The organism is Neisseriaceae bacterium (assembly GCA_016864895.1).
GTDB lineage: Bacteria > Pseudomonadota > Gammaproteobacteria > Burkholderiales > Neisseriaceae > QFNR01.
In genome coordinates this window covers 1,177,160-1,198,011 of sequence record CP046107.1, presented here as the reverse complement: position 1 = coordinate 1,198,011, position 20,852 = coordinate 1,177,160, and the positions used below count along the sequence as shown (strand labels likewise).

General features: G+C 33.5%; 20 protein-coding genes. 11 read left to right on the top strand and 9 right to left on the bottom strand.

Translation table 11 applies throughout. The features are described 5' to 3' along the window. The first annotated feature begins 354 nt into the window (after window positions 1–354). Window positions 355–2,169 (top strand): translational GTPase TypA, encoded by a 1,815-nt coding sequence (gene typA, locus GKC53_05100; protein ID QRN41498.1) that lies wholly within the window; start codon window positions 355–357, stop codon window positions 2,167–2,169. Between the two features lie 34 nt (window positions 2,170–2,203). On the opposite strand, the gene dmeF is transcribed toward typA, so the two are convergent. The 6 genes from dmeF to GKC53_05070 all read right to left on the bottom strand — a co-directional run bounded on the left by dmeF (window position 2,204) and on the right by GKC53_05070 (window position 8,341). Next, entirely contained in the window at window positions 2,204–3,163 is a 960-nt protein-coding gene (gene dmeF / locus GKC53_05095; GenBank protein ID QRN41497.1) for a CDF family Co(II)/Ni(II) efflux transporter DmeF, read from the bottom strand. A gap of 23 nt (window positions 3,164–3,186) precedes the next feature. Continuing rightward, window positions 3,187–4,269, bottom strand: coding sequence for a sn-glycerol-3-phosphate ABC transporter ATP-binding protein UgpC (ugpC, locus tag GKC53_05090; GenBank protein ID QRN41496.1), 1,083 nt, complete (start codon window positions 4,267–4,269; stop codon window positions 3,187–3,189). Between the two features lie 2 nt (window positions 4,270–4,271). After that, window positions 4,272–5,114, bottom strand: coding sequence for a sn-glycerol-3-phosphate ABC transporter permease UgpE (ugpE, locus tag GKC53_05085; GenBank protein QRN41495.1), 843 nt, complete (start codon window positions 5,112–5,114; stop codon window positions 4,272–4,274). A 12-nt stretch (window positions 5,115–5,126) separates the two neighbouring features. Then, window positions 5,127–6,011 carry an ABC transporter permease subunit gene (locus tag GKC53_05080; protein QRN41494.1) on the bottom strand — a complete coding sequence of 295 codons (885 nt, stop codon included), beginning with the start codon at window positions 6,009–6,011 and terminating at the stop codon, window positions 5,127–5,129. A gap of 125 nt (window positions 6,012–6,136) precedes the next feature. Beyond that, a complete protein-coding gene (ugpB, locus tag GKC53_05075) occupies window positions 6,137–7,480 on the bottom strand; it encodes a sn-glycerol-3-phosphate ABC transporter substrate-binding protein UgpB (GenBank protein QRN41493.1) in 1,344 nt (447 codons plus the stop codon). Between the two features lie 78 nt (window positions 7,481–7,558). Beyond that, on the bottom strand, window positions 7,559–8,341 hold the full coding sequence (locus GKC53_05070; GenBank protein QRN41492.1) for a glycerophosphodiester phosphodiesterase: 783 nt from the start codon (window positions 8,339–8,341) through the stop codon (window positions 7,559–7,561). A gap of 934 nt (window positions 8,342–9,275) precedes the next feature. On the opposite strand from GKC53_05070, the gene GKC53_05065 reads away from it, so the two are divergent. The 3 genes from GKC53_05065 to GKC53_05055 are packed head-to-tail and all read left to right on the top strand — an operon-like array spanning window position 9,276 to window position 11,193. Further along, on the top strand, window positions 9,276–9,812 hold the full coding sequence (locus GKC53_05065; protein ID QRN41491.1) for an NUDIX domain-containing protein: 537 nt from the start codon (window positions 9,276–9,278) through the stop codon (window positions 9,810–9,812). A gap of 21 nt (window positions 9,813–9,833) precedes the next feature. Next, on the top strand, window positions 9,834–10,376 hold the full coding sequence (locus tag GKC53_05060) for a hypothetical protein (protein ID QRN41490.1): 543 nt from the start codon (window positions 9,834–9,836) through the stop codon (window positions 10,374–10,376). A gap of 7 nt (window positions 10,377–10,383) precedes the next feature. After that, on the top strand, window positions 10,384–11,193 hold the full coding sequence (locus GKC53_05055; GenBank protein ID QRN41489.1) for a TSUP family transporter: 810 nt from the start codon (window positions 10,384–10,386) through the stop codon (window positions 11,191–11,193). 7 nt (window positions 11,194–11,200) lie between these two features. Here GKC53_05055 and GKC53_05050 read toward each other — a convergent pair whose 3' ends face one another. Continuing rightward, the gene (locus GKC53_05050) at window positions 11,201–12,514 is read right to left on the bottom strand and encodes a homoserine dehydrogenase (protein ID QRN41488.1); all 1,314 of its coding nucleotides are present in this window, start codon (window positions 12,512–12,514) and stop codon (window positions 11,201–11,203) included. A 103-nt stretch (window positions 12,515–12,617) separates the two neighbouring features. Between GKC53_05050 and GKC53_05045 the strand changes: the two genes are divergently transcribed. The 7 genes from GKC53_05045 to GKC53_05015 all read left to right on the top strand — a co-directional run bounded on the left by GKC53_05045 (window position 12,618) and on the right by GKC53_05015 (window position 17,751). After that, on the top strand, window positions 12,618–12,986 hold the full coding sequence (locus tag GKC53_05045; protein QRN41487.1) for a rod shape-determining protein RodA: 369 nt from the start codon (window positions 12,618–12,620) through the stop codon (window positions 12,984–12,986). 107 nt (window positions 12,987–13,093) lie between these two features. Next, window positions 13,094–13,768, top strand: coding sequence for a response regulator (locus GKC53_05040; protein QRN41486.1), 675 nt, complete (start codon window positions 13,094–13,096; stop codon window positions 13,766–13,768). After that, window positions 13,722–14,999: a hypothetical protein gene (locus GKC53_05035; GenBank protein ID QRN41485.1), complete on the top strand. Its 1,278-nt coding sequence runs from the start codon at window positions 13,722–13,724 to the stop codon at window positions 14,997–14,999. The genes GKC53_05040 and GKC53_05035 overlap by 47 nt, the downstream gene beginning before the upstream one ends. 153 nt (window positions 15,000–15,152) lie before the next feature. Continuing rightward, on the top strand, window positions 15,153–15,959 hold the full coding sequence (locus tag GKC53_05030) for an alpha/beta fold hydrolase (protein QRN41484.1): 807 nt from the start codon (window positions 15,153–15,155) through the stop codon (window positions 15,957–15,959). Between the two features lie 343 nt (window positions 15,960–16,302). After that, entirely contained in the window at window positions 16,303–16,572 is a 270-nt protein-coding gene (locus tag GKC53_05025) for a cell division protein FtsB (protein ID QRN41483.1), read from the top strand. Between the two features lie 167 nt (window positions 16,573–16,739). Continuing rightward, window positions 16,740–17,339: a superoxide dismutase [Fe] gene (locus GKC53_05020; protein QRN41482.1), complete on the top strand. Its 600-nt coding sequence runs from the start codon at window positions 16,740–16,742 to the stop codon at window positions 17,337–17,339. Between the two features lie 109 nt (window positions 17,340–17,448). After that, window positions 17,449–17,751: a hypothetical protein gene (locus GKC53_05015; protein ID QRN41481.1), complete on the top strand. Its 303-nt coding sequence runs from the start codon at window positions 17,449–17,451 to the stop codon at window positions 17,749–17,751. Window positions 17,752–17,804: 53 nt separating this feature from the next. On the opposite strand, the gene GKC53_05010 is transcribed toward GKC53_05015, so the two are convergent. Both GKC53_05010 and GKC53_05005 read right to left on the bottom strand, forming a co-directional pair. After that, the gene (locus GKC53_05010; GenBank protein QRN41480.1) at window positions 17,805–19,034 is read right to left on the bottom strand and encodes a tyrosine transporter TyrP; all 1,230 of its coding nucleotides are present in this window, start codon (window positions 19,032–19,034) and stop codon (window positions 17,805–17,807) included. Window positions 19,035–19,040: 6 nt separating this feature from the next. Continuing rightward, window positions 19,041–20,843 (bottom strand): M24 family metallopeptidase, encoded by a 1,803-nt coding sequence (locus tag GKC53_05005; GenBank protein ID QRN41479.1) that lies wholly within the window; start codon window positions 20,841–20,843, stop codon window positions 19,041–19,043. Window positions 20,844–20,852: the final 9 nt, after the last annotated feature.

Sequence of the window (20,852 nt, the reverse complement as noted above, 5' to 3'; positions counted from 1 at the left end):
CAAAACTTTATGAAGTATAGTTAAACGTGACTATGATATGGTCAGAAATACTATATATTTGTATATATTCCTATATTATTTAACTAGTTGTCTCTCCTTATACCCCTTATAAGATTGAAACCAAAAAAAATATATTTTTTAATCTCTCTACCATTCAGGTAAGTTCTCTGATAGTAATTCACTAAATCAAGTTTTAAATATAAAAATTATTCATCCTAAAAAAATGGTAATAAATATAAAGTAAGAGTGTTATAATGATAAGTTGTACTTTTCACGATAGAATTTTTATAAAAAAATTACCTGAATAATTAATTCTGTTTACCTTACAAATGAAATAATATTGAATATAAAATCATGACAAAAAAAATTCGTAATATCGCAATCATTGCTCACGTTGACCATGGGAAAACCACTCTTATTGATCAACTACTAAAACAATCGGGTACTTTCAGAGACAATCAACATGTTGATGAACGTATTATGGACAACAACGATATCGAAAAAGAAAGAGGTATCACAATACTAGCTAAAAATACAGCTATTGAATATCAAGGCTACCATATCAACATTGTTGACACACCTGGGCATGCTGACTTTGGTGGAGAAGTAGAACGAGTATTGGGCATGGTTGATTGTGTTGTATTATTGATAGACGCTCAAGAAGGCCCTATGCCTCAAACGCGTTTTGTCACTAAAAAGGCACTTTCTCTAGGATTAAAACCAATTGTAGTTGTTAATAAAATCGATAAACCCGGAGCGCGAATTAATTGGGCAATTGATCAAACGTTTGATCTCTTTGATAACTTAGGCGCCACAGAAGAACAGTTGGATTTCCCAATTGTGTATGCTTCAGGTTTAGATGGCTATGCTAAAAACAACTTACAAGATAACAGCTCTGATATGCATCCTCTTTTTGCCGCCATTTTAAAGCACACCCCAGAACCCCAAGGTTCTAGCGAAAAACCATTACAGCTACAAATTTCTCAATTGGATTACTCAGCTTATACAGGTCGCTTAGGAATTGGACGTATTTTAAACGGCAAAATTAAACCTGGACAAAATGTTGTTGTTATGAATGATGATGAAGTGGTTACCCAAGGCAAAATTAACCAATTACTGGGATTTAAAGGTTTAGATAGAGTACCTTTAGAAGAAGCAGAATCTGGAGATATTGTAATTATTTCAGGTTTAGAAGAGATAGGTATCGGGGTAACCATTTGTGATAAAGAAAACCCTATTGGGCTTCCTGTGATCAGTATTGATCAACCAACATTAACCATGGATTTTATGGTCAACACCTCTCCATACGCTGGACTGGAAGGAAAATTCGTCACCAGTCGTCAAATTAGGGATCGCTTAATGAAAGAAACCTTAACTAATGTTGCTCTTAGAGTGGAAGAAACTGCTGATGCTGATATATTTAGGGTGTCTGGTCGTGGAGAATTGCACCTTACAATCCTGATTGAAAATATGAGACGTGAAGGTTATGAATTAGCTGTTGGTAAGCCAAGAGTTCTATACAAAGATATTGAGGGTCAAAAATATGAACCCTACGAGAATTTGACCATAGATGTCGAAGATAACCATCAAGGTTCAGTGATGGAAGCCATTGGCAAACGTAAAGGTGAGTTGGTCAATATGGAAAGTGACGGCAATGGTAGAACTAGATTAGATTACTATATCCCTGCTAGAGGTCTGATTGGTTTCCAAAATGATTTTATGACTTTAACCAAAGGAACTGGTTTAATGTCACACGTATTTGATGATTATGGCCCTGTAAAAACAGACTTACCTAGTCGTCAAAATGGGGTATTAATTTCTCAAGAACAAGGTGAGGCAGTGGCTTATGCATTATGGAATTTGGAAGATCGTGGTCGTATGTTTATCAGCCCTGGAGAAAAAGTTTACGAAGGTATGATTATTGGTATTCATTCTCGTGACAATGATTTGGTAGTTAACCCACTAAAAGGTAAGAAATTAACTAATATTAGAGCTTCAGGTACGGATGAAGCGGTAAGATTGACAACCCCTATAAAACTAACCCTAGAAAGTGCTGTTGAATTTATCGATAGTGACGAATTAGTCGAAATTACACCAAAAAATATTCGTTTAAGAAAACGCTATCTTACAGAATTAGAAAGAAGACGACATCATAATAAAACAGAATAAGATCCTACTAGGATCTTATTCTGTTTTATTTTCTTTATAACGCTCTAATTTCAATAACTGGGTGATATACCCCTTCTATTTGCTCAAGCATCGATCGATATCTACTACTTGAATCTTGATCAACTGAAGAACCTATGATTGCCACTACAACATATGATTTAGGCCCAACAGACCAAATATGAAGATCCATGATATGAGCTTGAGGGTTAACTGTTTTAATGCTATCTACTACCTGTTTTTTTATGCCTGAGCCACTTTCTTTATCCAATAAAACAGAACCTGAATTCTTTAACAAGCCTACACTCCATTTAAGAATCACCATGGAAGCTATTAAGCCAATCATAGGATCTAACCAATCCCATCCCCATATCCATGCTATAAAAATACCAAGTAAAGCTGCTACCGAAGTCGCACTATCTGCCACGACATGGATAATCGCTGCTTTAAAATTATTATCATAACTATTTAAATCAATGTTATTTCTATTTTCTGAATGTGAACAATGATCATGAATTCCATGAGTATGTTCATTTTCCGGATTACGTAGCAATATAAATATCGAAAATAAATTTACTAATAAACCAATAAAAGCAACCATGACCGCTTCTTCATAAAGCATTTGCACAGGATGAAATAAGCGACTAACAGATTCCCATATCATAAAAGCAATAGTAGCCATCAACAAAATAGAGCTAGTATAAGCGACTAAATCATTGATTTTTCCACTACCCCAAGTAAAACTTCTATCATCCGCATATTTCCTGGTTAGATAGTAGGCTAAAGTTGCTAAACCTAAAGCCAAAGCATGCCCCCCCATATGCACCCCATCCGCCAGGAGAGCCATAGAACCTGACCAAACACCTACAATAATCTCTGCTATCATGGTTACCACAATTATGACAGTAACTAATTTAGTTTTTTTCTCTTCTTGATATATAGAATGATTACCAAAATCATGTTGAATAGTTCGATCTGAAGTATTGTTCGAGTCCATAATAAAACCTGACCTTCCAGTTCCTAATAAATTCTTTTCCCTGTCTCTCTTGAAAACCAACGCAGATTAATATCATTGTCAACCCAGAACTTAATTCGTTCTCCTACCTCATGATGATGATTCATATGTTTTATTGGGTGCGACATAACATATCTTGCATTATTATTATTAGAAACCAGATGAAATAACTTCTCAGATCCTAATGACTCAATCATTTCAATCTCCATTGGCAAACCACTACCATCTACTACTAAGTGCTCAGGACGGATACCAAGGTAAACCTCTTTCCCCAAAATATCTTTTTTTCTATTTTCTCTATTTAATTGGATTTTGTAATCAAAACCAATTAATTCACCTGAAGTACTCACAGTGACTGGAAATAAATTCATGGGTGGAGACCCCATAAAATCAGCTACAAAATAGGAAGCTGGATCATTAAATATTTCATCAGGAGTGCCTATTTGCTCTATATTACCTTTATTTAAAACAATAATTCTATCAGCCAAAGTCATTGCTTCAACCTGATCATGAGTTACATACAAACTAGTAACTTTTAATTGACGTTGGAGCTTTTTAATCTCTAAACGCATTTGTACCCGAAGTTTCGCATCTAAATTTGACAATGGCTCATCGAATAAAAAAATCTTAGGATCACGAACAATCGCCCTACCCATGGCCACTCTTTGCCGTTGGCCACCAGACAGTTGTTTAGGCTTTCGATCCAATAAATCTTGTAGTCCGAGCATTGTAGCAACGTCATATACGCGCTGTTTAATTTCAGCTTTAGGTATTTTAGCAATCTTTAAGCCGTAAGATATATTTTGAAATACTGTCATATGAGGGTAAAGAGCATAATTTTGAAACACCATAGAAATGTCCCGCTCAGAAGGCTCTAACTGGTTTACAACTCGTCCACATATTCTTACCTCCCCTTCAGTCACTTCTTCAAGACCGGCAATCATTCTCATTAAAGTCGACTTACCGCAACCCGATGGCCCGACAATCACAACAAATTCGCCATCTTCAATCTTGACATTAAAATTTCTCATGGCTTCATAGCCGTCTGGATACTTTTTTTGTACATTAATCAACTCTAAGCTAGCCATACTTATTTTTCCGTATCTATTAAACCTTTTACAAACCACTTTTGTAATACCAAAACTACAATAGTTGGTATTACTAGAGCAATCATAGCAGTTGCCATTACAACCCCCCAATCTACAGTACTATCAGTTGTCCCTATCATTAATTTAATGCCCACAACTATGGTCGACATTTCTTCTGTTGTCTTCATCAACAATGGCCACAAATACTGATTCCAACCATAAGTAAACTGTATCACAAACAGTGCTGCAATACTGGTTTTGGAAAGAGGGATTAAAATATCAAAAAAGAACCTCATTGGCCCTGCACCATCAACTCTTGCTGCTTCTACCAACTCATGGGGAACTGTCATAAAAAATTGTCGAAATAAAAAAGTAGCTGTAGCGGATGCAATCAACGGTAAAATGATTCCTGAATAAGTATTAATAAGATTGAATTTAGTAACAATATCATAAGTAGGTGAAATTCGAACCTCCACTGGTATCATTAAAGTGATAAAAATCAAGCCAAAGATTGTTTTCCTAAGAGGAAATCTAAAATAAACCAATGCAAAGGCCGCCAATAATGACAGAATAATCTTTCCCAAAGCAACCCCCATTGCCACTATAAAACTCACCTGTAGCATTCTATTGACAGAAGCTCCCCCTGTTATGCCTTCTGTAAGAGCTGTACTATAATTTTGCCACATATTTCCACCAGGCAACAAAGACATCGGTGCATCTTTAATATCTATTGATGCTTGTGTAGAAGCAATAAATGCCACATAAATAGGGAATACAATAACAATAACCCCAAGAATTAAAATGATATGACTTAAGATATTAAAGACAGGGCGATTTTCTACCATAGTTGTTCCAATTTAATAATGGATTTTCTTCTCTATGTACTTAAACTGTATAAACGTTAGAGTTATAATAATTAACATTAGGATAACAGATTGAGCACCAGATGAACCATAATTATTTTCCTGAAATGCTACCTTATACACCCGATAAACTAAAATATTAGTCATATTTCCGGGGCCTCCTTGAGTCGTCATATCTATAATGGGGAAAGTTTCAAAGAATGCATAAATAATATTCATAATAAATAAAAAAAATGTTGTTGGTGCTAATAAAGGAATAATGATATCCTTAAACCGTCTCCAAGGACCGGCACCGTCAATTGCTGAAGCTTCAATAACAGATTGAGGAATAGATTGTAATCCTGCCAAAAAAAATAAAAAATTATAGGATACTTGGATCCAAACAGCAGAAATGGTGGCCAAAGCTAGTGCGTGAGTAGAATTAAGTAATGGGTTCCAAGGAATACCAAAATAATCTCTTAACATAAAGGCCAAAATACCAACTGAAGGAGAAAAAATAAAATTCATTAAGGCGCCAACAACTGCTGGTGCTATAGCATAAGGTATGATTAAAAAAGTCCGATAAAATAACTTACCTTTTAAGACATTATCAGCCATTAACGCCAATAATAATGCAATACCTAAACCAATTAACGTAACTAGGGTTGAAAAAACAACCGTTACTACGATGGATTGATAATAAGCCTCATCTAAAAAGAGAGCTGCATAATTGGCCAGCCCAACAAAGCTTGGATTTCGACCAAAGTTATCCGTAACAAAGAAAGAACTCCAAATGCTTTGCCCTGCTGGTAAGAAGAAAAAAACCAATACAATAATCAATTGAGGGATAATTAATAAATAAGGAAGTATCTTATGATTAAAAACATTTTTTTCTTGCATTAATTAATAAATCCCATAATTTTCGTTACCAAATACATATTTTTGCACCATCTCCTCGTAAAGTCAGTTGCTGACATACAGAACTCCATAATTTATGAGAAAGCACAATGATGTTACTATAATTTTTAAAACGATTGGTGATTTTTTTCGAATTCTTCCAATTTTTTATTAGCTTTTTCTTGCATATGGCTCAAAGCTTCTTGTGGTGTTAGCTTATAATCAAAAACCTTTTCCATTTCTGCCTGTTCAATATCACGTATGGCCGGTAAATTACCCAAACGGATTCCCAGTTTCTTACCATTTGGATTAGAATTTAAATATTGAATTGGCACCTCCGCATCCGGGTTACTATCGTAATAACCTTGCTCTTTGGTTAAAGCATAAGCCGCCTTAGTAACAGGAACATAACCAGTTTTTTGATGCCACTGTGCCATAACTTTAGGAGAGGATAAATACTTTAAAAATTTTGCAATACTTCTGTATTTAGCTTCAGACTTACCGTTAAATACCCAAAGAGAAGCACCACCAATAATACCCGTTTGAGGAGCACCTTCAATAGAAGCATAATAAGGTATTGTAGCGACACCAAATGAGAACTTACTATTCGCTTTTATATCAGAGTAATTACCAGAACTATCTAACAACATAGCACACTGTTCGGTAGTAAACAACTCATTAGCTCTATCCCCTCGCCCTCCATAAACAAAGCTCCTATCTTTAGACATTTCACTTAAATCAGTTAAAATCCTGACATAATAGGGATAATCAAAAGAAATACGTGCATCTATCCCACCAAAGCCATTATTTTTATTTGCATAGGGAGTATTATTTCTTGCGGAACCAGTTTCCAATAAAATCCATGCTGGCCATGTAACAGTTACTCCACAATTTACCCCTGAGTTCTTATTAGTAACCAACTGCTTAGCTATTTCTTGTACTTCCTCAAATGTTTTAGGAGGTCTATTAGGATCTAACCCTATGTTTCTGAAAGCGTCTTTATTATAGTAAAAAACAGCAGTAGAACTATTAAATGGCATAGAAACTAAACGACCATTATTATCTGAATAATAAGCAGCTACAGCATCCACAAAATCAGAAGAATTGAATGGGATGCCCACTTCTTCCATCAGCTGACTAACTGGCTTAATGATATTACCTGAATACATCATTGTAGCAGTTCCTACTTCAAAGACTTGCAGTATGTCAGGAGCATTATTAGAACGAACAGCAGCAATACCCGCATTTAAGGCATCATCATAACTACCCTTATTAATAGCTTTAACTTTAATATCCGGATTTGCCTGATTAAAATCATCGATAATGGCATTTAACTCGTTACCTAATCCACCACTAAAAGAATGCCAAAAAACAATTTCATTATTGGATGACTTCCCTCCATCACCACAAGCATAAAGAGCAGCCAAACTGGAAAATAAAACTACACCTAATTTAATTTTTTTTAAAAACATTTAATATCCCTTCTAACTATTGCGTGTGAATTGTACGTTATGTGATTATAGCAAACCATATGTGACAAAAAATTATCCTCATTCTATTATTTGAAAACTTTGATCAATTAGATCAGTAATCACACCATCAACCCCCCATGAGATGAGCTCTTTTGCTCTATCTAAGTCATTGACTGTCCATGCCAAAACTGCATACCCTTCTTTTCTAATCTTAGAAATTCTAGATTCAGTCAGATCTTTTTCAGGTACGTGTAACGAAATACATTGCAATGTTTTTAGTTGGTTAATAATTTCTGTATCACTATCCCATTTTTCAATCAATAATCCCCTTAGACTATCTGGATATATTTCTTTTAGTTTTTGTAAGACATCTAAAGAAAATGAAGAAAATAACGGGGGAATAAGACTATTTTGCCAGAACTCAATAGTATCTTTAGCTACTATCTCTGCTGTACATATTTCTCTACCCAAACAAGGTTTTATTTCAACATTACTAGCAATATTATTACACACACAAAAATCAGCAATTTCTTTCAGACTCGGTACATAAGCAGGTTGATAATGTGGATAGTTAGTACCTACATCAATACGAGTAATTTCTTCTAACAATAAATCTTTTACTTGAACATCAACTCCAGCGACTCTCTTTAAATCATCATCGTGAATAACAACAGATTGATTATCTTTGGTTATTTTCACATCAAATTCTACACCTATAAAACCAGATTCATACCCCAATTCAAATCCTTTTAGGGTGTTTTCAGGTGCAACGTTACCCCCACCTCGATGTGCTATCCATCGAGGATACAGCCAATTTTCAAGACTTATATCATGCTTATTCATGATTAGTATTTCCTTCATCCTTCATAATTAAGTTACAATGATTCTAAATTCAATAGAACGGATAAAATGTTATCATTTTTATTGTTATCTTAATATTAATTTTTAATCTATACCAAAATCAGAATACATAAACTTCATAAGTCAACTATCTTGTCTTTAACATAACATTGAACCCCTATGGACAAATTAATTACTTTTTCACCAAGAAAACTTTGTAAAACAACAAATAGCAGTTTCTCATGTATGATACTGGATAAGAAAAGAGGCTAAATCAATACTACTTACATTCTGAAACTAAATCATAGCTTTTACAAGACTTATTCTCTAAACTTCTGAATTCGTTATTCATGATCTTGTAAAGCAGTATTTTTGTTATCTACAACGGTGGAGGATACCATCAATACTAACTTATTCTCATATTTTAGAAACTAATACATTTATTGCTTGAAAATATTTTCATTTTAGCCAAAATACAGACACTTTTATCCCATATCCAGAGACATTGATCTTACCTCTATTTCTTTGGTTTTATATTGTCAATAGCTTCTTGCTCATGACGACTTAATCGCAGAATCTCTCGATCACGCCCTTCATTACCATTTGATGGTTTTTAATGTTATCAAAAGTATCACTCTTAATCACTTTACTGGCTAATTAAAATAATCCAGTTTTGAGTATACGGCTAAAATAAGTAGAATTATGTTGCTACATGTAGTGTTTAAACTTTACTTTAAAATATTCTTACTTAAAATACAGAAACTTTCAAAAATATCAGGATCTCCAAAAATTGATATCCTGTACATAACATCCAATATTCTTAATTAGGGAAATAATAGCCCAGGTATTATGGTATTATTTTTGAGATTTTTTCAATATTTTTATGATTGATTAGCCATCCTATTCCCTAATAAAATAAACTATAATGACAATTTGCAACAATTAAGGATCAATAATGGATTTAACTGAAAGAAAAATATCTAGTGATCTCATATATGAAAGTAACTTTGTTAAAATATCCCGAGATAAAATTCAACTACCCAATGGTAACAATAGTTATAGAATAGTCATTAATCATCCGGGAGCTGTATGCATTCTTGCAACAACTAAGGACAATAAAGTAATTTTAGTCAAGCAGTTTCGTTATGCTGTTGGCGAAGCTTTGCTAGAAATCCCTGCCGGCAAGTTAGATGTTCAAGGCGAAGATCCTGCCAAATGCGCTATGCGAGAGTTAGCGGAAGAAACGCCTTATACTGCCAAGAGTGTTACATTGTTACAGACATTCTATAGTGCGCCTGGTTTTTGTGATGAAAAAATGTATTTATACCAAGCTCATGATGTACAGAAGAACAGCCAACTCAAGCCAGATCCTGATGAAATATTGGAAACTATTTTGTTATCCAGAGAAGAAGTAAAAAATTCAATAGCTCAGATGAAAATCAAAGATGCCAAAACACTTATTGCATTAAATTACTGGCTATCTGAAAAATAATTTCATGTGTTTAAATATATTATGAAAAATAATTTATTGAAAGAAATTGTTATATACCATAGCATCCCAAAAATTTTGGTTGGTTTAATTAAGCCTTTTGTGATTTTAATTCTAACTTGTATTTTATTGCTTCACCCAAACTTGGAAAATTATTACTATAATATAAGCATTATGAGCATCGGTTTAATGATTATTGTTATTTGCTTTTACCACTTTTTTCAAGCAATCAATGCCATAATCAAAAATCAAAAAAACTATTTAGTGATGAATAGCAACGGATTAGTACTTTACTCTGATTCGGCACCCAATTTTCAAGTTAAGTGGCAAGATATCCAAGCAATGCACTCTATTATAAACTTTGATAAGTTTGTTTTCGAAACAGACTTATTTTTTCCAGTCAATAAAATAGGGAAATATGAAATAATGTACCCTACCAAATCACTTAATAAAAATAGCTCTTATTGCAATATCGTTGTCTCAGGAAAATACTTAAATATTCATATCAAGGAATTAGAATATATTTTAGAAACTAATATCCCCAAAAAAACAAATATAGGACATTGAAAATATCATGGAGCTACAAGATCTTCTACTTATCATACCCATTGCCAGTATTGCAGGGTTTCTATCTGGGCTATTGGGTATAGGAGGTGGGTTGTTAACAATACCTATTATTGCCTATATGCTAAGAAGTAATTTTGGCGATATCGAATATTTACAGCAAACAGCTATTGGTACCTCTTTTGCTATAATGGTACTAACTGCCTTATCAAGTGCGGTAACACATAATAGAAATGGCAACATCAATTGGAACATTGTCAAAAAAATGACTTTTCCTATTATACTAGGCACCGCTTTAGGTGCTTTCATCAGCCCATATATTCGTAGTGATTATCTACAAATTTTATTCATCTTATTCATTTACTATGTCGCGATTAAATCTATTATTAACTTAAAAAACCAAAATCAAGTAATAAGGGAGCTTACTAGTTCTAAAATAAAATTAGCAGGGTTAGGCACAGGCTTACTATCTAGCTGGCTAGGTATAGGGGGTGGTTCTATATTCGTACCTTTTTTTTTGCATTATAATATTGATATTAAAAAAAGTTTAGGCACTTCAGCCGCCTTAGGGTTTCCGATCGCTTTAGTTGGTGTCATGATATACATCGTTGCTGGTCTAGAATACACTAGTATCCTTCCAAAACATAGTCTAGGATTTATGTACTGGCCTTACTTTATGGGACTTGCAATACCCACAATAATTTTTGCTCCTTTAGGGGCAAAGGCAAATGCTATTAGCAATCCTAAATTACTTAAAGTATTTTTTGTACTGCTACTTCTAACTATTGGAACCAAAATGATGTGTGATCTAATACATTGATTTTTGATTATTGATGAAACGACTCCATACGAATCATAGTAACACTACCCACCATAGCTTCTAAAAATTCTATCTGTGCCATAACCTTTTTTATATTATGTTCAATAGTCAGATGTGTCAGAATAATAATTTCTGCTATACCTTCATTAAAATCAGACTTCTGCATCATTACTTCAATAGAAACATCATGCTCAACAAATATTTTAGTCAATGCCGATAAAACACCTAATTGATCTTTTACTACCACCCTTAAATAATAAGAACTATTAATATCATTAATACAAACAAAAGGTAGTTCCCTAACTTCACTAGGCAAATGGGAAAGATGTGGTACCACAGGATATTTTAACTGGTTAATTAACTCACGAGATAAGTCTATTAAATCAGCTACTACCGCACTAGCAGTCGATAACGAACCCGCTCCTGCACCATAATATAAAGACTTACCTAACATATCTGAATTTACATACACTGCATTCATCACACCATTAACACTAGCAATTAACCGATCCTCTGGAATTAAAGTTGGATGCACCCTTAATTCAATCCCTTTATCTGTCCTTTTGGTAATTCCCAGTAATTTAACTTGATATCCTAATTCATTGGCATACATAATATCTCTACTTTTTAAATGGCTAATTCCTTCTAAGTAACAATGACTAAAATCAATTGGAATACCAAAAGCCAAAGCAGCCATAATTGTAATTTTATGTCCTGCATCATGACCTTCTATATCAAAGGTTGGGTCAGACTCTGCGTAACCTAATTTTTGAGCTTGTCCCAATGCCGATTCAAAATCCTCACTGTTGTCTTTCATCTGAGTTAGGATAAAATTACTCGTCCCATTAATAATACCTGCAATCCATTGAATATTATTGGCTACTAATCCTTCTCTTAGCACTTTAATAATTGGAATACCACCAGCTACCGCCGCTTCAAATCTAACTGTCACTTGATTGGCTTCAGCAACTGAAAAAATTTCATTACCATATTCTGCTAAAAGCTTTTTATTGGCAGTAATGATATGTTTGCCGTTTTCAATAGCTTGCAAGACTAAATCTCTTGCTACGGTACTCCCACCAATCAACTCTATAACAATATCTATCTCTGGGTGTTGCACTACATCAAAAACATTATCTGTAATAATAGTATCTGCCGGACAAACTTTTCGAGCATTTTGTACATTTTTGCAAGCAACCATAAAAATACGAAATTCAGCCCCTAATTTCTTTTGGATTTCAAGTTTATTTTGAATTAAAATCCCAATAGTTCCCTTACCAACAGTCCCTACACCCATGATGCCAATATTAATTGGTGCCATAATTACCTCAAATTAAAGTATTTTAATGATAGGCTCCAGATTATACTCTTTTGTCAAATAATTTAAACTAGAATACAATGTTAATTATTGATAGGAACAATTTATGGAAATAGAAATTACTAACTCAGATGATTATCCTGTGTGGATCGATAGCTACCAACATGGAAAAATTATTATCAACAACATGACCTATACTCAACCAATATTCATTCGGGATAAGCATATTCAGATAGTCAATAAATCATTCCAAGAGCTAACGATAGATGATTTACTAATAACATCTGAATCAAAACCTGAAATTATTATTCTGGGCACAGGAGAAAAACAAATATTTTTACCCGGCAAATTACAAGTTGAACTTTATCAAAATGGCTTACGTGTTGACACTATGAACACAGCCTCTGCCACACATACGCTGAATCTGCTAATCGCAGATAATAGAAGAGTTTGGGCTTGGCTATGGCCATTCTAATTTAATTTTTTAACCATATATTAACCTATTTTGTTATATTGTTCAGCGTGCTCGTGTAATTAAGTTTGATAATTCAAAAATTTAGTCACATATCATAAGGAACAAAAATGCTTGATATACTATTGATAGAAGATAATATAGATCTGGCGAACACTTTCATTGATTATTTGAGTCTTCAAAAAATTAATGTTGATTATGCCCCTAGTGCGGAAATTGCTTTTAACCTAGTACAAGAGCATGATTATCAATGTTTGCTTCTAGATATTAGTTTACCTGGTATCAATGGCTACCAGTTTTGCCACAAAATCAGATCCCTTGGTAAAGATGTTTCTATCTTGATGGTAACAGCTAAAGACCAACTGCACCATAAATTAAAAGGATTTGATGCTGGTGCAGATGACTTTTTGGTTAAGCCTGTAGCCTTGGAGGAGTTGGTGGCTCGCATCAAAGTACTAGCTAACCGAAAAAGTGGACAGGTAAAAACCTTAAAATTTGGTACTATGGTTATGGATTTTAACACTCATCAATGTACTGTAAATGACCAAATTTTTAACTTAACGCCTACTGGTTGGAAAATTATGGAAATTTTGTTAAGAAAAGCACCTGATACTGTGAGTCGTTCAGAAATAGAAAATTTCTTATGGGGAGATTTACTGCCTAATAGTAATAGTTTAAAAGTTCACTTACACAAACTAAGACAAACTTTAGATCAAATCACTGATTGTGATATCCAACTTGAAACAGTTCCAAACTATGGCCTCAGACTTAATCAATTATCTTAAAAGTAAAAATGTCAGTCTAAAAACATGGTTCATCATTTCTATCCTAATTGCCTTTTCCGTAGTTATTATTAGCTATAGCTTGTTGGCAACTCACTTCTTGTTTCAAGGGATGAAGGAGATCATTTCTTATGATATTCAAAATATTGCCATAAATGAAGGCCCCTCAAAAATATACTACGTTTCTGATAGCTGGCAACAACAACCAGAGGAGTTACGCTCTGCTATGCCCTCAGAACCTGATACCACTAATCATTTATATCGTATAAATATACCTAAAAATAATAATACGGAAAATATTTCTTCCTGGATTGTATACAAATTCCAGAATGATTTAAAAACAAAATATGTAAGCTTTGTCAATAGCCCAGGTGCTGACTTATCTAATTATAGGCTACTTGCCCCTACTAGAGTAGCTATTTTATTGGGATCAACAGCTGTTATTCTATTATTATTTATCTTTTTTATGCTATGGTTTCTTTTCAAAACAATGGATAGACCTATATCGGCCTTAAAGAATTGGGCTAATTCATTGAATATAAAAAATTTAAATAACCCTATTCCAAATTTCATTTACCCTGAGTTAAATGATTTTGCTGAATTATTACACCATAATATGAAAGCTATTAGTCTGGTCAATGAACGTGAGCGACAATTTTTGTCTTATACATCCCATGAATTAAGAACGCCTCTGAGTATTATTGTCTCTAACACAGAGATTTTAAAGTATGTTCTCAAGCAATGTGAAATTAATGATAATCCTAAACTCCAACAAGCTATTATCCGTTTAGAAAAGTATACTCATCAAATGCAAGGAATAACACAGGCTATTTTATGGCTTGATAGAGGTTCTGAGTCAATTAATATTGAATCTGTTCAATTAGATCAATTAGTAGAAGAGGTAATCCAACAAAATATTTCTAACATTCAAAACAATCCCAACATACAACTGAAGATCGTTTCCGAACCTAGCACTATTAAAACCTATTACTTCCCTGTACAAATCGTCCTAAATAACATCATTAAGAATACTTTCCAACATACTTTATCAGGAAATATTAATATTCGTTTAACCCCCAAGTTTCTCGAGGTTGAAAATGCCCTAACTGAAAGGAAATATGGATTTGGTGTGGGTTTAGAATTAACAAAAAAACTAGTTGACAAACTGGGCTTTAATTATATTATCAAAGAGAGCGATGACAAATTTTACTGTAAACTGGTTTTTAACCAATAGGATTTATGATTGATTCTAGTGGTGTTAATTGACTACTGACCGCAAGGATCTGGTCTTACGACGAAACGATGAGATTGTTTCTATATACTCACAAATTGAAGTTCTAAAATCCATTTAAATCAGTATAATGTTTAACTTAAAATAATTTTACTGATGAATATGAAAAAAGATATTTACACACCCCATGGTTTGATTGAAACATATATCGATGGGGAAGGAACCCCTATTCTTTTCATTCACGGAACAGGTGGCAATGCTATGAGTAATTGGTCTGAGTTAATCAGAACACTTAGATCAAAAACTGATTGGCTCTATATAAGACCTAACCTCCCGGGTTCTGGAAGAACGCCTAATAGCAAAGAAGATCTAAACCTAAAAATTATCAATGCCCAAATAATATCTATATTAAATGAACTAAAAATTGAAGAAGTCCATGTTATTGGTTTTTCTCTAGGTGCAAGTATTGCTTTGTATCTTGCTGGAACCCATCCTGAACGATTTTTATCGGTTACTTCTATTGGAGGATTTATTAATTCAGAAGCACCTAGCATGCAACTTAAACTTAAATTATGGCAAGATATAATTAATATTGACTATAAAATGGCTTCCCAAACATTATGTTTAGATATTTTTGGTAGTACTTTCCTAATGAAATTAGGTAATAAAATGTTAAATGAGTTAGTCAAAAGTATAGAAATAGGTACTAATTGGGATGGCATGTTGAGCCAAATTAAACTAGATTTAACCATTAATATTACCTCTGCCTTAAATAGCATCACACAACCTGTATTAATACTTACTGGTACCGAAGACCAAATAATTCCTTACGAATATGCCAACCAACTTTATCACCGACTACCTCAATCAAAATTGATCCAAATAAACACAGGACATGCTAGTGTATTAGAACGACCTGTAGAAGTAGCTAATTTATTAGTAGACTTCATTAAAAGCCAATAAATTTTGTAGTTACATGCAAATACTTAAATCGAACTCTCTTAAATAAAAATTAGGTTTATTGCTGACAAAAAAAGTTGTAGCTCGTAAAGATACACTAGATCTTCAACAAAAAGTTAACTTTTGTTTTAAGATGATAAAACTTGATGAGTTATAAGTCCAAGATACTTGTAAATAATCACAATACTCCTTGTACAAAAAAATCAGCAGAGGTATCTCCTAATTCATCCAGAACAAATGTTAGTGAATTTTTTTAGCTACCGTTTGGTTAAAAATTTTTGACCCTATACTCACAGATGAACTTGAGTTAGAATAATACATACTCGCAATCAAATAAAATTATTTTATGAAATTCATTACTTCATTTCTTTTACTCTGCCTTACTTTATTACAGTACAACATCTGGACAGGCAAAGGTGGTTGGAAAGATTTTTCTTCTATTGGCAGTGAGTTGGCTAAATTAGAAGAAAAAAATAAGGCACTACAAGTTCGCAATGATGCTATGCAAGCTGAAATAAATGATTTAAAAAGTGGCAGCGATGCTATTGCGGAAACTGCTCGTAAAGATTTAGGCTTTATTAATAGTAATGAAATTTATTACCAAATAATCCCATAGAGATAACAATAAGTTTAACCCCTAAAATACATTATCAGAATGTCATCTAAATTATTTTAATTTATTCATTAAATAAAATTAATAGATTAAACCTGTACCTCAGGTTAAAGTTTTGTATACTGTCCATCAAAAATAAAATACTAATTCATAAATTTAAGGAGCAAATTATGTCTTTTGAATTACCAAAACTTCCATACGAAAAAAATGCGTTAGAACCCCATATCTCTGAAGAAACTATCAACTATCACTATGGTAAACATCATCAAACTTATGTGAATAATTTGAATAACCTGTTAGCTGACAACAAAGACTATGCTAATTTATGTTTAGAAGAAATCATTCAAAAAGCTCCTGCAGGTGGTCTCTTTAATAATTCAGCTCAAGTTTGGAATCATACTTTCTACTGGAATTGCTTGTCACCAAACGGTGGCGGGAGACCAACCGGGATGTTACTCGAAGCCCTAGAAAAAAATTTTGGTTCTTTCGATTCTTTTGTAGAAGAATTCACCAAACAAGCTACTGCTAATTTCGGTTCTGGCTGGACTTGGCTAGTTAAAAAAGCTGATGGTTCTCTCACTATTGTTAATACAAGCAATGCAGATACCCCTATTAAAGATAAATCTCTCACCCCAATACTAACAGTAGATATTTGGGAACATGCTTACTATATTGATTATAAAAATGCTCGTCCTGAATATTTAAAACACTTTTGGGAATTGGTTAATTGGGAATTTGCTAGTGAAAATCTAGGACAAATTGCTAGCTAGTGACCTTTCAAATAAAGTAAACAAGAGAAGCTCATCTTCTCTTGTTTCACCGAACTTTTATTGAATTTCTCTCTCTAACACATGGTTATTAACTAAAATGGATAAATTAATGTTAATAAAAAAATGTTTATCAGTTCTGCTGTTATCCTGTTTATCGCTATTTGCTTATGCCTATGATGATGACATTGATATTATAAATATGGTTAAAGAATGCAATAATGATAAAAAGCTTGATCAGTGTATTAAAGTAGCAGAATACTATGAGAGTAGGAAACAAATAGACTTAGCTTACAAATTTTATAAAAAAGCATGTTTAATAGACGATCAGGCAAAATCAAATAATACTTATGTGTGTGCTATCTCCAGAACCTTAGAAAATAATTTTCCTAAGGATCTATTCAAATCAAATTGATATTTCCCCGCTCTAAAGCATGGAGACCTCAGTAAAACAAATAGGTCATATGGTCAACCAATTTTGGGTAAATAATCTAAGAAAACAAGTATTTGTATACCTATAATCAAACATCCAGCCAAAAATACAGCCAATAAACCAATATTCCCGCCTTTGACTCTGTAATTTCCTAATTGATATGGGGTTATCTTTCTTTCTTGCCAAACCATCAGTGAAGGAATAACTAAAGTCATTAGAGAAAAGGCAATTGCTGCAAACCCTAGTGCTTTTAAAAACCCTTTAGGATAAAAAGCGACAAAAAGTACAGGGATAAAAAAAGTAATTATGGTAGCAGTTAAGCGCCCTAAAATTTGCTCATTGATTTTCAAACCAGTAGAAATATAATCAAAAGCACCTAAAGACACCCCCAAAAATGATGTTAATATGGCAAGCAAAACAAAAACTTTAACTCCAATCTCAATATAGGGATTACCTAATAATTGACGAATCGTCAAGGAAATGCTATCAACACCTCCTCCCGCCCGGATAATACCATTTAAAGTTGCACTGTCTAAACTCCCTAAAATAACCAACATCCAAAAAACATAAACAATTAAAGGAATGACACTACCGATGATCATCACTTTTCTAACTTTTGACCGATTGCCTTCTAAATATATTTCTAAACTCTGGATACATGTATGGAATCCAAAAGCAGTAAAAATCAAAGGCAATGACACCAAAACAACAAAATTACTATCGGGCAAACTATCTAGATTCCCTACCCTAACAAATGATAACATGGAAAATAAAATTAAGATCAATACACTAATTTTTAATGTAAACAACAACTTATTAAGTATATCAACTTTATTCGTCCCTAACACCAAAAAAATAGCCAATATTCCAATCATCAAAATTGAATAAATATAGCCAGGAATATGGTTATCAAAATACAGTCCACCTATTACTTGAAATAACTCACCACCACCTGCGATATAAGCCGCTATTAAAGCAAACATCATAGTCAACATACTGACCAGTAAAATAATTTTACCTGGTTTCCCTAGATAGTACTCAGCAATTTGTGTTGGGGTATGGCAAGGTGAATGATACTGATATAATTCAACCATTAGCAAAGCCGAGTAACACATCAGACCCCACATCATCAATAAAATAAGGGTAGAAGTAATAAACCCAACACCAGATAACACAATCGGCATTGCTACCATACCACCGCCAATAGCAGTACCCGACACGATAAATACACTACCCAATATTTTATTATTCTTAAACATATTCATTCCTATCTAAATTACTTGAGTTGCCCATTCTAACCACGCCCTCTCATCCGAATTAAGGTACTTAAATAGCGTATTTCTCACTTTATCGTGATAACGATTTAACCAACTTTTTTCAGTTTCTGTTAGTGCGTATGCTGTAATTAAGCGTCGATCAATTGGACAAAGAGTAAGTACATCAAAAAATAAAAACTTTCCATATTCGTCCTCGTTAGGGGGCCGATGTGCTACTGATGCAGCTAAATTTTCAATACGTATCCCCCACTTACCAGGACGATATAAACCTGGCTCAATAGAAGTAACCATACCCTCATAGACCTTGGTTTTCTCGCTGACATTAGAATAACAAGATAATACCTGAGGACCTTCGTGTACATTTAAAAAATAACCCACACCATGTCCTGTCCCATGTCCAAAATCAAGATGTTCTTGCCATAGTGGCGCTCTTGCCATTACATCTAACAAGGGCATGGGTATTCCCTCAGGATAGATCAAATTCGCCATCGCAATATGCGATTTTAAAACCAAAGTAAAATCTCTTTTTTGAGCTCCTGTCACCTGATTAATAGCAACCACCCGCGTAATATCGGTTGTCCCATTTAAATATTGCCCCCCTGAATCAACCAATAAAACACCATTTCCTTTAAGTAAAGAATAGCTGTCTTTGGTCGCCGCATAATGAGGTAAGGCACTATTAGCATTAAATCCTGCAATAGTATTAAAACTTAATGATACAAAGTTATCTTGTTTTTTTCTTCGATTACTTAACTCCTCATCAATATCTAATTCTGAAATAATTTTCTTATCTTGTATGGTTTTATCTAACCAACAGAAAAATTGACACAGGGCGATACCATCTTGCAACATTGCTTCCTTGATATGTTTTAATTCTAATGGTGTTTTTTTAGATTTTAGTAATGTACTGGGGTTCATCGCAACATCTAATTGTGTTGTATGTTTTTTCTTAACCAATGTACCGTATGCTACTTTATGTTCATCTATTAGAAGTTTAGCATAATCCAATTTAGCAATAGCCTCATTCACATGAGCATAATCTAGTACTTTAATTTCTTGACTATTTAAGTAATGACTTATTTGAGTATCCATTTTTTTGGTGTCAATAAATAGAATTACTTCATCCGAAGTAATTAATAAATGGGAGAGAAAAACAGGATTATAATCCACATCAGATCCACGTAAATTAGTGATCCATGCAATATCATCCAAACTAGAGATCAAATGATAATCTACTTTTCTATCTCGCATCAATTTCCTAAGTGTGACTATTTTTTCCTGACAGGTTAAAGATACAAATGGTGATCCGTGTATATAAATCGGGTTATTGGGGAGAGCAGGTCTATCATGCCAGACTGATTGAATGATATCTTCATCAAGTCTTAAATCAATACCCTTATGATCAACTTTTTGTTTTAGTGTGATATAGTCAGCATAAGAAAGCGTATTACCATCTATACCAATACTTTGTGTTTTGCTTAGTTCTTGCAGTAACCAATCCCAATGAGTCTGACTTTGTTTAGTTTGTCTAAATAATTTAATCAACGTGCCTGATAATTGTTTTTCTGCCTGCTCCCAATAACGACTATCTGTCCAAACACCTGCTTTATCTTTAGTAACTACCAGAACCCCTGCCGAACCTGTAAATCCTGATAAATACTCCCTTGTTTTCCAATAACCTGGAATATATTCTGATAAATGGGGATCAGAAGTTAATGACACCCATGCATCCATCTCTCTAATTTTCATAATTTCTCGTAATTGTTCTAAACGAGATAGAATGGTATTATTTTGCATATGGGATAC

Coding starts and splice junctions, on each gene's coding strand:
- typA (QRN41498.1), top strand. CDS start 355: ATGACAAAAAAAATTCGTAATATCGCAATCATTGCTCACGTTGACCAT.
- dmeF (QRN41497.1), bottom strand. CDS start 3,163: ATGGACTCGAACAATACTTCAGATCGAACTATTCAACATGATTTTGGT.
- ugpC (QRN41496.1), bottom strand. CDS start 4,269: ATGGCTAGCTTAGAGTTGATTAATGTACAAAAAAAGTATCCAGACGGC.
- ugpE (QRN41495.1), bottom strand. CDS start 5,114: ATGGTAGAAAATCGCCCTGTCTTTAATATCTTAAGTCATATCATTTTA.
- GKC53_05080 (QRN41494.1), bottom strand. CDS start 6,011: ATGCAAGAAAAAAATGTTTTTAATCATAAGATACTTCCTTATTTATTA.
- ugpB (QRN41493.1), bottom strand. CDS start 7,480: ATGTTTTTAAAAAAAATTAAATTAGGTGTAGTTTTATTTTCCAGTTTG.
- GKC53_05070 (QRN41492.1), bottom strand. CDS start 8,341: ATGAAGGAAATACTAATCATGAATAAGCATGATATAAGTCTTGAAAAT.
- GKC53_05065 (QRN41491.1), top strand. CDS start 9,276: ATGGATTTAACTGAAAGAAAAATATCTAGTGATCTCATATATGAAAGT.
- GKC53_05060 (QRN41490.1), top strand. CDS start 9,834: ATGAAAAATAATTTATTGAAAGAAATTGTTATATACCATAGCATCCCA.
- GKC53_05055 (QRN41489.1), top strand. CDS start 10,384: ATGGAGCTACAAGATCTTCTACTTATCATACCCATTGCCAGTATTGCA.
- GKC53_05050 (QRN41488.1), bottom strand. CDS start 12,514: ATGGCACCAATTAATATTGGCATCATGGGTGTAGGGACTGTTGGTAAG.
- GKC53_05045 (QRN41487.1), top strand. CDS start 12,618: ATGGAAATAGAAATTACTAACTCAGATGATTATCCTGTGTGGATCGAT.
- GKC53_05040 (QRN41486.1), top strand. CDS start 13,094: ATGCTTGATATACTATTGATAGAAGATAATATAGATCTGGCGAACACT.
- GKC53_05030 (QRN41484.1), top strand. CDS start 15,153: ATGAATATGAAAAAAGATATTTACACACCCCATGGTTTGATTGAAACA.
- GKC53_05025 (QRN41483.1), top strand. CDS start 16,303: ATGAAATTCATTACTTCATTTCTTTTACTCTGCCTTACTTTATTACAG.
- GKC53_05020 (QRN41482.1), top strand. CDS start 16,740: ATGTCTTTTGAATTACCAAAACTTCCATACGAAAAAAATGCGTTAGAA.
- GKC53_05015 (QRN41481.1), top strand. CDS start 17,449: ATGTTAATAAAAAAATGTTTATCAGTTCTGCTGTTATCCTGTTTATCG.
- GKC53_05010 (QRN41480.1), bottom strand. CDS start 19,034: ATGAATATGTTTAAGAATAATAAAATATTGGGTAGTGTATTTATCGTG.
- GKC53_05005 (QRN41479.1), bottom strand. CDS start 20,843: ATGCAAAATAATACCATTCTATCTCGTTTAGAACAATTACGAGAAATT.